This is a genomic window from Aeromonas sp. ZOR0002 (genome assembly GCF_963866995.1).
GTDB classification, from domain to species: Bacteria; Pseudomonadota; Gammaproteobacteria; order Enterobacterales; family Aeromonadaceae; genus Aeromonas; species Aeromonas caviae.
Map to the genome: position 1 here is coordinate 1 of NZ_CAWMFQ010000228.1, position 13,859 is coordinate 13,859.

The following is a 13,859-nucleotide window of genomic DNA, read 5'->3' on the forward strand; positions in this document are numbered from 1 at the left end:
CACAGTAGATAGTGGTCGCCGGGGTAGAGGGGCTCGGGGTACATGCAGTTGAAGTGCACCGGCCCCGGGGTGTGCGCCTGTCGTGCCAGGGCCTGATCCACCGAGCTCAGCACGAAGGCCGCCGGAATGGCGGGAGTGGGGCTCGGCAGATTTTGCTGATAGACGGGGTAGCGACCGAAGATCCCCGGCTGATCGATGGCCTGGTTGGCCCCGTTGTCGATGAGCTCGGGTGGCCTGTCGGCAGAGAGAATGATGAGCGGGACCCCGGTGAGCTGGGCTTCTGCCACCGCGGGCCAGAGGTTGGCCACCGCGGTGCCCGAGGTCATGATGACCGCCACCGGGCGGCCGCTCCCCTTGGCCAGCCCCAGCGCCACGAAGCCCAGACCCCGCTCGTCGAAGTGCAGATGGCGGCGAAAGCCCGGGTGGGCTGCGGCGGCCATGGTGAGCGGCGCCGAGCGGGAGCCGGAGGCCAGAGCGATGTCACGCACGCCGAGGCGAAAGAGCTCTTCCAGCAAGAGGGAGGACCAGACATGGTTGAAGGTGGCGTGATGGCTGGCAAAGGCGTGATGCGCGGACACGTGGCTGGCGGACATGAAGCTCTCGCAGTGAGGAGTCGGTGAGAAACGCTATCCCAGCAGGGAGAGCACGTTGGCGATCTTGTTGTCGAGTTCGGCCCACTCGGCGGTGGGCTCCGATCCCGCCACTATGCCGGCACCGGCGAACAGGCTGATGCGCGGGCCCCTGATCCGGGCGCTGCGAATGGCGACGGAGAACTCCGAGGTCTCCCGGCTCAGCATGCCGCAGGCACCGGCATACCAGCCGCGATCATGGGGCTCGCATTCACGGATGAAGGCGAGCGCTGCCTCGCGGGGGGCGCCCCCCACGGCGGGAGTGGGGTGCAGGGCAGCCAGCAGTTGCCAGTCGCAGACGCCGGGTTTGAGCTCTGCCTCGATGTCGCACTTGAGGTGTTGCAGCAGCCGCAATTTCAGAATGCGCGGCTCGGTCAGGGTGGCATCGGTCGTGAGGGGGGCCAGGCGGCTGAGAATGTCGGCGTGAACCAGCCGGTTCTCCAGCCGGTTCTTGCTGTCGGCCAGCAGCTCGGCGGCCAGGGCCGCGTCGGTCGCCTCATCCCCGGAACGGCGAATGGTGCCTGCCAGCGCCTCGGTAAAGAGGTGGCCCTTCTCCCGGCGGTAGAGGCGCTCGGGGGAGCAGGAGATGAAGCTCTGCTCGGGGGAGAATTGGAAGCCGAAGTGGAAGCACTCCTGGGCGTGGCGAGCCCACTGTGTCAGCAGGGACCAGGGGCAGAGGGGCGCATCGTGCGCCTCGCTCTGGAGCAGGCTCTCCCGCGACAGCACCACCTTGGGGGTGCGGGCCTGGAAGTCGGGGGCCGTGACCTGCTCCACCAGGGTCTGCCACTGGGCAGGGCCCGGCAGGTCCTGGCGCTGCCATGGCCGCTTTTGCAGGGCGGGCAGGGGGGCCTCGGGTTGCAGGGCATCGAGCGCCGCCTCGGCGGCGCAGAGTTCGGCTTCGAATGCGTGACCCTCTTCCCGGGCAGGCAGCCAGAGATTGAGGCAGAGGCTGGTGCACTCCCCCCGGCGTACCAGCTCGATACGGGGCAGCACAAAGCGGCAGGGGCCAAAACCCTGCCAGCCGGGCAGATCCGGGTCGAACGCCAGACCGCCGTAGTAGCGAGGGCTGTCTTCACTGGCCGTGCTGGCAAGGTCGCAGACCCGCTGGATATCCTCCGGCCGGGTCAGTTCGTGGATGGCGCCAAGCGCCACGTACTCCGGGCTCTGTTGCCCTCTGGCGTGCCAATAGATGCGGGGGTAGAGCGTCTGGGCCGCCAACCAGCCGGGAAAGACGTCGACGTGAGCGGCCACGCGCAGTCGCACGAAACCGCTGACAGTGCTGTGACGCAGGGCGTCCAGTTGTTGCTTGAGGTGGGTCTGAGCCAACATGGATGTCTAGTCTGAGCCGGATAATCGCGATCGCTCCGGGGGAGGATGGCGCAGGTTGATGCCAAAGGGCGACGATTTCCTATATATTATCTGCCCATTCGTCCATGTAAATTGCCCGGGGGAGCCGACGCCCCCGCGCAGCCAAGTATACCTAAATCCGGTTCGATAACCCTTAACACGATCAATATCTGATTGTTTGGCCATCACAATATGACAAATACCTTCTCTGTTTGGTTGCTGGCGGCGCGTTTGCGAACACTGCCCCTGGCGTGCTCCTCCATCTTGCTGGGCTCGGGGCTGGCAGCCAGCCGGGGAGCGTTCGACGGCACCATCATGGGGCTCTCCCTGCTGACCGCCATCCTGCTGCAAATTCTCTCCAATCTGGCCAACGACTATGGGGATGCGGTCTCCGGTGCCGACAACGGGGAGCGGATCGGTCCCCAGCGCGCCGTGGTTTCCGGCCTCATCACCCGGCACCAGATGTGTGTGGCCATGGGGCTGACCGCCCTGGCGGCCGTGGTGAGCGGCCTCTCCCTGCTGGCCTGCGCCTTCGGGGAGGCGTGGCAGCAGATCCTGACGTTCATCCTGCTGGGGGGGGCGGCCATCGTCGCGGCCATCACCTACACGGTGGGCAAGAGCCCCTACGGCTATCGCGGCTTCGGGGACATCTCGGTGTTCCTGTTCTTCGGCCTGCTGGGGGTGCTCGGCTCCTACTACCTCTTCACCCATCGCCTGGAGTGGGACCTGTTGCTGCCCGCCACCGCCTGCGGCCTGCTGGCGACTGCGGTGCTCAACATCAACAACGTGCGGGACATCGAGACCGATGCCGCCAGCGGCAAGATCACCCTGGCGGTGCGCCTTGGCCGCAACCGGGCCATCGCCTATCACTGGGTCTTGCTGGGGGCGGCGCTGCTGGCGACCATCGCCTTCCTGCTGACTCAGCCTGCGAGCCTCTGGCCCTGGATCTTCCTGCCCGCCATGAAGCCCCTCACCGATGCCGCCCGCACCCTGCGAGAGAGTTTCGATGGCGAGGTGCTGACCGGCGCCCTCAAGAAGACCGCCATCAGCGCATTTCTGTTCAGCCTGCTGCTCTCCGCCGGGCTGGCGCTCACCTGAGGCCGACGCGTTTGGCAACAAAAAGGGCTCCCGAACGGGAGCCCTTTTTGTTGATGTGTCGACGCGTTGTTGTTTCATCAGACCGATGTGATGAGCGCCAGGGGAGGAGCATGCCGCCAGGCGAAGGATGATGCCAGGTGATGCAGACGACGAGGGCCCCCGACAGGGAGCCCTCGTGTGCATGAGGCGGGCTTGCCCCTGACGGGTCAGCTTGTCTGGGCCACGGCCGTGCGGCGAGAGAAGAAGAGACTGTCCAGCAGCCAGATGGCAACCATGGAGGCCCCAACCAGCGGGAAGCAGATCCCGAGCACGACCAGCACCGCGATGGCACCGCCCATGGGAGGCAACTTGGCGGGCAGGGGCGGGGCGGCGAGGCGACCACTGGGACGGCGGCTCCACCAGATCCAGAGCCCGCTCACCGAGCTTGCCAGAATCATCAGGCAGATGAGCAGCATGACGAGCTGGTGCGGCCAGCCGTAGAGCTTGCCCATGTGCAGCATGACGCCGGTTTCCACCGTCTTGGCGACCGGGCCGTAATCCTGCCAGCGCACGTCGACCAGCACCTTGCCGCTGTATTGGTCGATGTGCAGGGTGGCGTCGTTGCGGGGATCATCGGCAAAGATGGCGATGGTATAGACGCCGGTTTCACCGACCGGGGGGGTGATGCTGTAACCCGGGCTGACCCCCCGCTCGCTGGCGATGTCGACCACCTGTTGCAGCGGAATGCGATGGCTGGCCATGACCATGCCCTCGTGTCCGCCGCCATGGGTCATGGCGCTGTGATCATGGCTCTCTGCCGTGGGTTGGGAGCTCGGCATGGGCAGGGTCTCGGCCCCCCAGGAGACGGTCTGTTCGTGAGCCTGGTTGAGGCTGCGGGTGAGGGGGGCCGACTTGGGCACCTCGTTCCACATGGCCGCAGGGAAGCGGTTCCAGACGTCGGCGAACTGGCCGCCCCAAAAACCGGTCCAGGTCATGCCCGTCAGCAGCAGCAGCAGCAGGAAACCCGCGCCCCAGAAGCCGACCACGGCGTGCAGATCACGCCACCAGAGACGGCCGCGCTGGTGCATTCTCGGCCAGAGGATGCCCCCCACACCCGGTCCCTTGCGGGGCCACCAGAGATAGAGTCCGCTGACGAGGAGCACGATTCCCCAGCCTGCGGCCAGCTCGATCAGGCGATCTCCCGTGGTGCCAAGCATCAGCTCCGCATGGAGAGCGCGCGCCACCGCCTGCAGGTTCCACTTGTTGTCCATGGTGCCGAGCAGGGCGCCGTTCGCGGGATCCATGAAGAGGGTCAGCTCCTGCCCTTCACGCATCACGACTATCTGTGCGCTCGCGTCTGCTGCCACCGGGGGCAGGTATTTGCGCAGGCTGGCGTCCGGCATGGCGATGGTTGCCTTGGCCAGCAGCTGGTCGGCACTCAGGGTCTGGGTGGCGGGCGTCACCTTCATCAGCTGGGGGTAGAGCAGGTTGTCCAGCTGCGGTTTGAACAGATAGACGATGCCGGTGAGGGAGAGCAGGATCAGGAAGGGGGCGACGAAGAGACCGGCATAGAAATGCCAGCGCCAGATCCGTTGGTAATAACTTGCGTCTTGTTGCTTCATCGTTGTTCCCTGGGTGAACGCCAAAAGGTTTCAGTAGGTGGAATGTTTTGAGTGGCGCGGATAATAGCAGCAACGTTTTGTTAACTGCAACAGAACATGTCGAAGAAATGTACATTCCGCCATCGGGGTAAAAACGGGGGGTGAATGGCGCTTTCCGTTCACAATGGGGGGAGCTTCATGGACTTTTCGGGGATAAATTCTTACTTTGTGGCAACACAGGGCATATCAGCCGCAGCGAAGGACTCAAGGCAGGAGGTGAACGTGCAAGCACACGGCCATTTTGAGATGCAGCGACAAGGGCAGCTGCTGATCTGTCGGCCGAGCGGCCCTTTCAACCTGGCAGGCGCCATGGCCTATGAGGGCAAGTTCAGCCAGCAGATAAGCCGTTTGCAGGGAGCCCCCTGGGGCATCGTCGAGGTCGCGACCGAGTTCGAGGCCGCCGGCCCCGAGGTGCTGGCCCGTTTTCGTCGCCAGTTCAACTGGTGCGCCACTCATGGCTGCGCCTTTCTGGCGGTGGTCATGATCGGGGATTTCAAACGTTATCTGGCGGATCACGTCTTCAGCGAGCTTCCCTTTCAGGAGGTGCGCTATTTCGAGGAGGAAGCGCAGGCCATCCACTGGCTGACACAGCGCCTCGAGGGGCTGCAAGGCAAGGAGATCCACGTCAGCACGGGTTGAACACCCCGGTTACTCCAGCCTGATGAACCACTTGTCCCGCTCGTCGAGGCAGTCGGGCTCCCCCATCTCGAATTCACGGCAGATAAGCGGCCGCACCTCGTAGATGCGACACATCATGGTGTTGCGGTCGAGGGCGGCGCACCAGCCATCTTCCAGTCTGTGCATCACGGGCACTTCTCCTTCCCGTTCCTCGATATAGCGGTCCGGCACGCCGGTGTCGGTGAAGAGCATCACCTCGAGGCGGCAGCAGCAGGCTTCGCAGTTCTGGCAGCTCACATCGCTCTGGATTGCTTGGATCATGTCACCTGTCTTGCCGCATGGCGGCGAATGATATGAAACAGGCGCCTGTCAGGCGCCTGTGGTCTGGCTGGGGCGTGTGAAATACCTTAGCCCAGTTTGCGGGCACGGTAGCTGCGCCCCTTGATCTTGCCTTCCTGCAACCGCTTGAGGGCGGCGCTCGCCACCTGGCGTTTCACCGCCACGTAGGAGTACTGCTCGGAAATCTGGATCTTGCCCACATCGGCCCCGGCAATGCCGCCTTCGCCGGTCAGGGCGCCGAGGATGTCACCGGCACGCACCTTGCTCTTGCGGCCCGCATCGATGGAGAGGGTCACCATCTGCGGCGCGATCGGCTTGATGTCGCGGCCGATCCCGGCCAGGTCGCCCTGGGGAATGGGGGCCTGCTGGTACTCCTCGATGAAGTTGACGCGCTGGGCCTCGTTCGGCTGGTAGAGGCTCAGGGCCAGGCCCTGCTGGCCAGCGCGGCCGGTACGGCCGATGCGGTGCACGTGCACCTCGGGGTCGTAGGTGAGCTCGTAGTTGATGACGGCCCCCAGCTCCTTGATGTCGAGGCCGCGGGCCGCCACGTCGGTGGCCACCAGTATGGTGGCGCTGCCGTTGGCGAAGCGCACCAGCACCTGATCCCGCTCACGCTGCTCCAGATCGCCGTTCAGCGCCAGCGCCGAGAAGCCCTTGGCGGCCAGGTGATCGGCCACGTCGTTGCAGGCGCGCTTGGTGTTGCAGAACACCACGCAGGAGCCCGGTTGGTAGTGGCTGAGCAGCCAGGTGAGGGCATCGAGGCGCTGGCCGGCCGGCACTTCATACAGCTTCTGTTCGATGGCGCTCTCTTCGTGCAGGGACTCCACGCTCACCTCCACCGGATTGCGCTGCACGCCGCGGCTCATCTGGGCGATCCCTTCCGGATAGGTGGCGGAGAAGAGCAGGGTTTGCCGGTCCCGCGGGGCGTGGCTGATGACGCGGTTGATCTCTTCACCAAAGCCCATGTCCAGCATGCGATCCGCTTCGTCCAGCACCAGCGTCTTGAGGTCGTCGAGCGCAAGGGTGCCCTGCTCCAGGTGCTTGAGGATCCGGCCCGGGGTGCCGACGGCGATGTGGGCGCCAAAGCCCAGGGTGGCGGATTGCGGTGCGGTCGGGGTGCCGCCGCACAGGGTCACCAGCTTGACGTTGGGCAGGGTACGGGCAAGACGGCGGATCTCGGTGGCCACCTGATCCGCCAGCTCACGGGTCGGACAGAGCACCAGCGCCTGCACGGCCAGCCGGTTGACGTCCAGCTTGGCCAGCAGACCCAGGCCGAAGGCCGCGGTCTTGCCGCTGCCGGTTTTCGCCTTGGCGATCAAATCTTTGCCGTCGAGCACCAGGGGCAGGCTCTGGGCCTGGATCGGGGTCATCTGCAGATAGCCCAGGCTGGCGAGGTTGTCCTGCAGGGCGGAGGAGAGGTTCAGGCTGCTAAATTCGCTGTTGTTCACAAAAGGACTCTATATCGGAAAACCAGAAATGGGGGTGCGCGGTGCGCAAGGGGGCGCATCATACCAGAATGTGCCGCCGGATGCGGTGAATATTTGAACGGTTGGCGTCATGGGTTGCCGATGGAGGCTTCTGTCTGCGTTGGCGGGCTTGCGGTATGTAAAAAGAGCACAATGGAGCAGGGTGGTCATGGCCAGATCATGATGAATGGCGAGAAAACGTTTTTAATTAAACATGCCCTGGTGATGATGAGTCATCGGAGGATGCCATATGGGATATGGTCGTTATTCAATCTATATACGAATGAGGAATGAAATTAACAAATGAGCATAACTTATTGTTTTTGATTTATTTTTAACCTCATCCATTAACGATTAATAATCGTGTGTCATGGCAATTAATTTAAAAACGTTTGTATTATTTCGCATGCATATTTTTACCGCGGATTGTGATGATTCTCTGATTTTTAAATATGCAGTTCTTTATGATGGCGCCGGTCAAAAATAACAATTCAATGGGTGCTACTGGTATGGAATACGTTCATTTCGTGCTCGGACTCGTGATGGTCCTGGCATTGGCGTTGCTGGCAAACCGCCGCAACTGGAAACAGATCAAGCTGCGTTACATCGGCCAGCTGCTGGTGGTCGAGCTGGCGCTCGCCTGGTTCATGCTCAACTCCGAAGTGGGTCTGGCGGTGGTGGGTGGCTTTGCAGCCGGCTTCACCAAGCTGATGGAGTTTGCCAAGCAGGGGACCGACTTCGTGTTCGGCGGTCTGGTCAACGAAGGGGCCTTCTCCTTCTTCCTGATGGTGCTGATGCCCATCGTCTTCATCTCCGTGTTGATCGGCATTTTGCAGTACATCCGTCTGCTGCCCATCGTCATTCGTGGCATCGGCACCGTGCTGGCCAGGATCAACGGCATGGGCAAGCTGGAGTCCTTCAACGCCATCAGCTCCATGATCGTCGGTCAGTCCGAGAACTTCATCGCCCTCAAGAACATACTGCCGCACCTGAACGAGAAGCAGATGTACACCCTGGCGGCGACGGCCATGTCCACCGTCTCCATGTCCATCGTCGGTGCCTATATGCAGCTGATCGAGCCGCGCTACGTGGTGGCCGCGCTGGTGCTCAACATGTTCAGCACCTTCGTGGTGCTCTCCCTCATCAACCCCTACGAGCCCGACAATACCGTGACCGATGCCAAGGCGCTGGCCGAGGGTGACGAGCACCACACGCCGAAGAAGGAGAACTTCTTCGAGATGCTGGGGGAATACATCATGGCCGGTTTCACCGTGGCGGTGATCGTCGGTGCCATGCTGGTGGGCTTCATCGCCCTGATCGCCCTCATCAACTACCTGTTCGAGGCGGCGTTCGGCGTCAACTTCCAGCACGTCATGGGCTACATCTTCTATCCCGTTGCCTGGATCCTGGGCATCCCGGGCAGTGAAGCGCTGCAGGCCGGCTCCATCATGGCGACCAAGCTGGTGACCAACGAGTTCGTGGCCATGATGGATCTGGGCAAGATTGCCGCCGAGCTCTCCCCGCGCACCGTCGGCATCCTCTCCATCTTCATGGTGTCGTTCGCCAACTTCAGCTCCATCGGCATCATTGCCGGTGCGGTGAAGGCGCTCAACGAAGAGAAGGGCAACATGGTTTCCCGCTTCGGCCTGAAGCTGGTCTATGGCTCCACTCTGGTGAGCCTGCTCTCCGCCGTTATCGCCGGTGTGATGATCTAGGTCCTCCCCCCGCGCTGCTCATGACGACCCCCTGCCTTGGCAGGGGGTCTTTTTTTGGGCAGATGAGCGGGTGAACAGAGGAGGGGACTGGTTGGCAGCCCGGCCATCAAGCGCGGGGGTCTTCCACCTTGATGTTGGCGGGGACCCGCTTTTTGCCCAGCACCATGGCGCGGACCAAATCGCTGCGGGTGAGGCGATCGGTCAGGAGTACCACGGCCGCATGGATGCCAACGGCGGCCATCAGGGTGTTGGCGATGATGCCGTGCAGCTCCTCCAGCCACTCCTCGCCCCAGAAGGCATCCCAGGTGGTGAGCCAGCCGGTGACGACGGTCCCGACCAGGGACAGCAGCAGCAACCAGATCATCAGGGAACCGACCGGATTGTGGCCGAGGTAGTAGGGGTGGCGCCCCTGGGCGAGCTGGCGCAGGTAGTAGCGGACCCGGGCAGGGGTTGGCCACCACTGGCCGAAGCGGGCGTAATAGGGGCCGACCAGCCCCCACAGCAGGCGGATGATGAGCAGGATGCCCACCGCGTAGCCAGCATATCTGTGGGGTTTGCTGCCCTCTTCCAGCACGAAGAAGTTGAGCAGGCAGAGGGTGACGGTCGCCCAGTGAAACACCCGGATGAGGGGATCCCAGACTTTCACTTCAGAGGCAGGTGTCATGGCAAGGCTCCATGGTGGGGGCCGGGGGAAGACCGGCCCGGGGCGGCGTTACTCGTCGATCTCTTCTTTCACCTTTTTCAGGTCGGTCGGGTCGAAGTAGATCTCGACCTTGCGCTTCTCCTTGTCCCAGCCATAGATCTCGTAGCAGCCGGTCTTGGTGGCCTTGAACTTCTTGATGTCGTATCCCATCGCCTTGATCTGCTGCTGGGCGTCGGCTTCGCTCATCCACTTGCTCTTGTCGGCCTGGGTGCATTGGGGGTCGGCCAGGGCTGCGCCGCTCAACAGGGGGATCAGTAACAACAGGGGGGTCAGTTTCATTGCTTGCTCCTTGCGGGTGGTTGGGTCAACAGTCGCAAGGCTAATCAAGGAGCATTAAGGAAGAATTAAGGGAAAAGGGAAATGAATGGCTCTCCCCGGCAGGGGGCCGGGGAGAGGGTGATCAGCTCAGCTTGCCCCTGACCAGCCACTTGTCCAGCGCATTGGCGAAGCGCTGCTTGTCGGCGGCGTTGAAGGGCGCAGGGCCACCGGTTTGGACGCCGGCAGAGCGCAGCTCCTCCATGAAGTTGCGCATCCCGAGCCGTGCCTGGATGGTCTCCCGGGTGTAGATCTCGCCCCGGGGATTGAGCGCCTCGCCCCCGGCGTCGATGACCCAGGAGGCGAGGGGAATGTCGCCGGTGATCACCAGGTCGCCGGGCTTGACCTGCTGGGCGATGACATGATCTGCCACATCGAAGCCCTTCTCCACCTGCTGGGTCTTGATGAAGGGGGAGGGGGGGACTCTGAGCCCCTGGTTGGCCACTAGCGTGGTCACCACCTGGGCGCGGTGAGCGGCGCGGTAGAGGATCTCCTTGACCGGGATGGGGCAGGCATCGGCATCAACCCAGATGGGCATGGCATGGCTTCCTGTGTCTGGAACGGGTGGCGCATCTTAGCATGGCTGGCGCGGGGCGGCTGCCCCGGGGCTGAGTCGTCCCCGCCTTTGGTGTAAGCTGGGGCCTGCACATGAAACGAGAAGGAGACGAGATGGATCGGGTGCCCGGTGACGTGATTTATGGCCTGACCCTGGACGGCAAGGGGGGCATGACCCCGCTGGCCGAAGGTAGCGAGATCCCCTGTGCCCAGCCCGGCTGGCTGCATCTGGACTACGGCAACCCGGAGTCGGCGCGCTGGCTGCTGCAGACGCCGCTGCTGGGGGAGGCGGCCAGGGAGGCCCTGCTCGGCCAGAGCAACCGTCCCAAGCTGGTGCGGATGGGGGAGACGGTGCTGCTGATCCTGCGCGGCATCAACCACAACAAGGATCACAGGCCAGAAGAGATGGTGGCCCTGCGGATCTTCATCACGCCAGATCTCATCATCAGCAGCCGACGTCGTCCGCTGCTCTCCGAGAAAGATGTGTTCGAGCAGCTGTCGCTGGGGGGCGGCGCCGACACACCCGCCGACTGGCTGGTGGAGATATGCGACGCCCTGACCGACCGGGCCGGGGAGTTCGTCGAGGAGCTGCACGACCAGATCCTGGATCTGGAGGAGATGGTGCTGATGCGCGACCTGCCCGCCAACGGTCGGCTTGCGCGCATCCGCAAGCAGCTCATCATGATCCGTCGCTACCTCTCCCCCCAGCGGGATCTGGTGGCGCGCCTGGCCAACGAGAAGATCAGCTGGCTGGACGAAGATGACAGGCGACGCCTGCTCGACATCGCCGACCGCTTGCGGCGCTGGCTCGACGATCTGGATGCCGGGGTGGCACGCACCGCCGTGCTGGCGGACGAGATCAACAACCTGATGGCGGAGGCGACCAACCGCCGTGCCTACCAGATGTCGGTGATGGCGCTGCTGTTCCTGCCCGCCAGCTTCCTGACCGGCCTGTTCGGCATCAACCTGGGGGGGATCCCCGGGGCCGAGAGTCCGACCGCCTTCTGGGTGTTCTGTGGCTTCCTGCTGGTGCTGGCGACCGGACTGGCGGTCTGGCTCAAGCACAGGCGCTGGTGGTAAGGAGTGAACATGACGACATGGGAATCTTTTGGCGTGACCCTGCTGCTGTTGCTGGGGCACACCCTGGTGCGCGGCCTCATTCACAAGAGCCTGATGGCCCTTGGCCAGAGCCGGCAGGTGAGCGAGAACCGGGTACTCTACGTGGAGCACGTATTCCACTTTCTGCTGGGCTGCGCCACCCTGCTGATCCTGGCCGGGGTCTGGGGGCTCGACTTCTCCCGGCTGGTGGTGCTCGCCTCCTCCTTCTTCGCGGTGCTGGGGGTCGCCATGGTGGCCCAGTGGTCGATCCTCTCCAACATCACCGCCAGCATTACCATCTTCTTCGCCTTCCCCTACAAGATTGGCGATCGCATCCGCATCCTCGACAAGGATGACTCTGTCACCGGCATCATCACCGAGATCGGCCTCTTCTACGTGCGGGTGCGGGATGACAACGGCGATCTGGTCACCTATCCGGCGAACCTTATTCTGCAAAAGCCGGTGAGGCGGCTGGAGGGAAAGGAGGCTGAGTCCACGCAGCCGGAATGAGAAAAGGCTCCCTCGGGAGCCTTTTTCGATGGATGCTCAGCGTTCGAAGAAGCGGTAGAGGTGCTCGACCTGGACGGGGCAGTCGGCCACCAGGTGGATGTGGTCCCGTGCCTCCTCGGTGGACGAGAAACTCATGGGGCACCCCAGGGTGTCCGTCATCACGTAGAGGTGGCCGTCCTGCCCCCTGAACTCCACGATCCAGCCGGGGGAGACGATGTCGTGCATGATCTCCGCCTCCTTCAAACTGTGCTGCTGGTGAAGCGCGCGCAATTCACTGACTGTCATGACATCCTCCTATGACTCATGGCGCCACCCTCAAGTCTAGTTCTCCTTCCCGTCATCGGATCAGGGCGCCGTCGCCCCCTCCCGGGGTGGTTGCAGGGCGATCAGCAGCTCCCCGGGCAGCGGCGTGACAGGGCCGGTGACCACCCTGGGTCTGGCCCTGGCATCCAGCACGAACAGAGGAATGGCGCCGGGATTGGCCTCCTGATACTGGTCCCAGTCGAAGGTGTCGCTCAGGCGGGTCGCCTTGATCTGTCCGCCCCGGCTCAGCAGGCCGCTCAGCCTGGCGAAGTTGATGTCGGCACCGAACAGGTTCTGGCGGGCACGGAAGGTGGCACTCTCCCGGTTGGCCTTGCCGTGCTGTTCGCTGGAACGCAGGGAGTGGACCTTCTCCTCCCCGTAGAGGTGGGCGAAGTGCAGCACCCCGAGGGCGTTGTTGTGGAGGCTGGGAGAGAGCGCCAGCACGGTGCTGATGCTGGTGAGGGGCAGGTGCCGCTCGGCGTGCTCCGACTGGGGGTTGCCGAAGTAGCAGGGCAGGCCGCTCATGCGGGCCAGCTTGCAGTGTTCCCAGGCAGGATCGGAGAGCTGCACCGGGATCCCCTGATCCGCCAGCGCCTTGCCGATGGCCCGGGCCACCGAGTTGGCGCCGATGAGCAGCCAGACATTGGGGGCGCTCTGGCGCATGTCGAGCAATCTGGCCAATGGCGTGGCCGTCAGGCTCTGCAGCACCACGGTGAAGATGATGACCGCAAACACCAGGGGCACCAGCTTGTCGGCATCCTCGATGCCGGCCTCGTGCATGCTGATGGCGAAGGAGGCGCTGACCGCCGCCGCCACTATGCCCCGGGGGGCTATCCAGGCGAGCAGGGCGCGGGCGCGCCAGGGCAGGTCCGACCCCCGGGTCGAGACCAGGATGCAGAGCGGGCGGGCCACGAACTGCACCACGCACAGCAGGGCCAGCACCATGGGGCCGAGCTGCCAGAGCTGGGCCAGATCGAGGCGGGCCGCCAGCAGGATGAAGAGGGAGGAGATGAGAATGACGGCGAGATCCTCCTTGAAGGCAAGCACCTCCTCCAGATCCAGCCCCTCCTGGTTGGCGAGCCAGATGCCGAACACGGTCACCGCCAGCAGGCCGGATTCGTGACTGAGCCAGTCAGACAGGGTGAAGGTCACCAGCACCAGCGCCAGTACCCCGAACTTGTGTAGGCTGACCGGCAGCCAGTCCTTGCGGATGAGCAGGGTGGTGAGCCAGCCGGCACCGACCCCGATGAGCGACCCCACTCCCACCGTCTTGGCCAGGGCCAGCAGGGTATGACCGACCAGATCCCCCTGGCTGCCGAGGCGCACCGCCTCGAACACCAGTACCGCGAACAGGGCGCCGATGGGGTCGATGACGATCCCCTCCCAGCGCAGGATCTTGTCCACCTCCCGGACCGGGCGGATCACGTTGAGCATGGGGGCGATCACCGTGGGGCCGGTCACTACCAGCACGGCGCCGAGCACCATGGCGACCCGCCAGTCCAGCCCAAGCAGGAAGTAGCTGG

At 63.7% G+C, this 13,859-nt stretch carries 15 protein-coding genes; 5 read left to right on the forward strand and 10 right to left on the reverse strand.

Annotated features, from left to right (window positions below; genetic code table 11):
* Positions 1-593, reverse strand: a 593-nt coding sequence (menD, locus tag AACR77_RS13075; protein WP_042882038.1) for a 2-succinyl-5-enolpyruvyl-6-hydroxy-3-cyclohexene-1-carboxylic-acid synthase, incomplete at its 3' end; no start/stop codon positions are given.
* Between the two features lie 33 nt (positions 594-626).
* Positions 627-1,958: an isochorismate synthase gene (locus tag AACR77_RS13080; RefSeq protein ID WP_042882040.1), complete on the reverse strand. Its 1,332-nt coding sequence runs from the start codon at positions 1,956-1,958 to the stop codon at positions 627-629.
* Between the two features lie 210 nt (positions 1,959-2,168).
* Here AACR77_RS13080 and AACR77_RS13085 point away from each other — a divergent pair, with 210 nt between their 5' ends.
* Positions 2,169-3,074, forward strand: a complete 906-nt coding sequence (locus tag AACR77_RS13085) for a 1,4-dihydroxy-2-naphthoate polyprenyltransferase (RefSeq protein WP_042882041.1) — start codon at positions 2,169-2,171, stop codon at positions 3,072-3,074.
* Positions 3,075-3,280: 206 nt separating this feature from the next.
* Here the strand turns inward: AACR77_RS13085 and AACR77_RS13090 are convergent, their stop codons facing one another.
* Positions 3,281-4,675 carry a PepSY-associated TM helix domain-containing protein gene (locus AACR77_RS13090; RefSeq protein WP_042882042.1) on the reverse strand — a complete coding sequence of 465 codons (1,395 nt, stop codon included), beginning with the start codon at positions 4,673-4,675 and terminating at the stop codon, positions 3,281-3,283.
* Between the two features lie 285 nt (positions 4,676-4,960).
* Here AACR77_RS13090 and AACR77_RS13095 point away from each other — a divergent pair, with 285 nt between their 5' ends.
* Positions 4,961-5,353 (forward strand): hypothetical protein, encoded by a 393-nt coding sequence (locus tag AACR77_RS13095; RefSeq protein WP_200164893.1) that lies wholly within the window; start codon positions 4,961-4,963, stop codon positions 5,351-5,353.
* A gap of 9 nt (positions 5,354-5,362) precedes the next feature.
* Here AACR77_RS13095 and AACR77_RS13100 read toward each other — a convergent pair whose 3' ends face one another.
* The gene (locus tag AACR77_RS13100; protein WP_042882044.1) at positions 5,363-5,653 is read right to left on the reverse strand and encodes a YkgJ family cysteine cluster protein; all 291 of its coding nucleotides are present in this window, start codon (positions 5,651-5,653) and stop codon (positions 5,363-5,365) included.
* Positions 5,654-5,739: 86 nt separating this feature from the next.
* Entirely contained in the window at positions 5,740-7,119 is a 1,380-nt protein-coding gene (dbpA, locus tag AACR77_RS13105) for an ATP-dependent RNA helicase DbpA (RefSeq protein WP_042882046.1), read from the reverse strand.
* A gap of 527 nt (positions 7,120-7,646) precedes the next feature.
* Here dbpA and AACR77_RS13110 point away from each other — a divergent pair.
* On the forward strand, positions 7,647-8,852 hold the full coding sequence (locus tag AACR77_RS13110) for a NupC/NupG family nucleoside CNT transporter (protein ID WP_041214374.1): 1,206 nt from the start codon (positions 7,647-7,649) through the stop codon (positions 8,850-8,852).
* Positions 8,853-8,958: 106 nt separating this feature from the next.
* Here AACR77_RS13110 and AACR77_RS13115 read toward each other — a convergent pair whose 3' ends face one another.
* The 3 genes from AACR77_RS13115 to AACR77_RS13125 all read right to left on the reverse strand — a co-directional run bounded on the left by AACR77_RS13115 (position 8,959) and on the right by AACR77_RS13125 (position 10,408).
* On the reverse strand, positions 8,959-9,516 hold the full coding sequence (locus tag AACR77_RS13115; RefSeq protein WP_039039770.1) for a cytochrome b/b6 domain-containing protein: 558 nt from the start codon (positions 9,514-9,516) through the stop codon (positions 8,959-8,961).
* Between the two features lie 48 nt (positions 9,517-9,564).
* Entirely contained in the window at positions 9,565-9,834 is a 270-nt protein-coding gene (locus AACR77_RS13120; protein WP_010672753.1) for a PepSY domain-containing protein, read from the reverse strand.
* A gap of 121 nt (positions 9,835-9,955) precedes the next feature.
* Entirely contained in the window at positions 9,956-10,408 is a 453-nt protein-coding gene (locus tag AACR77_RS13125; protein WP_039039769.1) for a YaiI/YqxD family protein, read from the reverse strand.
* A gap of 131 nt (positions 10,409-10,539) precedes the next feature.
* On the opposite strand from AACR77_RS13125, the gene zntB reads away from it, so the two are divergent.
* Positions 10,540-11,505, forward strand: coding sequence for a zinc transporter ZntB (gene zntB, locus AACR77_RS13130; RefSeq protein ID WP_174213885.1), 966 nt, complete (start codon positions 10,540-10,542; stop codon positions 11,503-11,505).
* Between the two features lie 9 nt (positions 11,506-11,514).
* Complete coding sequence (locus tag AACR77_RS13135; protein ID WP_039039767.1) at positions 11,515-12,033, forward strand: mechanosensitive ion channel domain-containing protein; 519 nt, start codon at positions 11,515-11,517, stop codon at positions 12,031-12,033.
* Between the two features lie 36 nt (positions 12,034-12,069).
* Here AACR77_RS13135 and AACR77_RS13140 read toward each other — a convergent pair whose 3' ends face one another.
* On the reverse strand, positions 12,070-12,318 hold the full coding sequence (locus AACR77_RS13140) for a hypothetical protein (protein WP_042882048.1): 249 nt from the start codon (positions 12,316-12,318) through the stop codon (positions 12,070-12,072).
* Positions 12,319-12,378: 60 nt separating this feature from the next.
* Positions 12,379-13,859, reverse strand: a 1,481-nt coding sequence (locus AACR77_RS13145) for a cation:proton antiporter (protein WP_042882050.1), incomplete at its 5' end; no start/stop codon positions are given.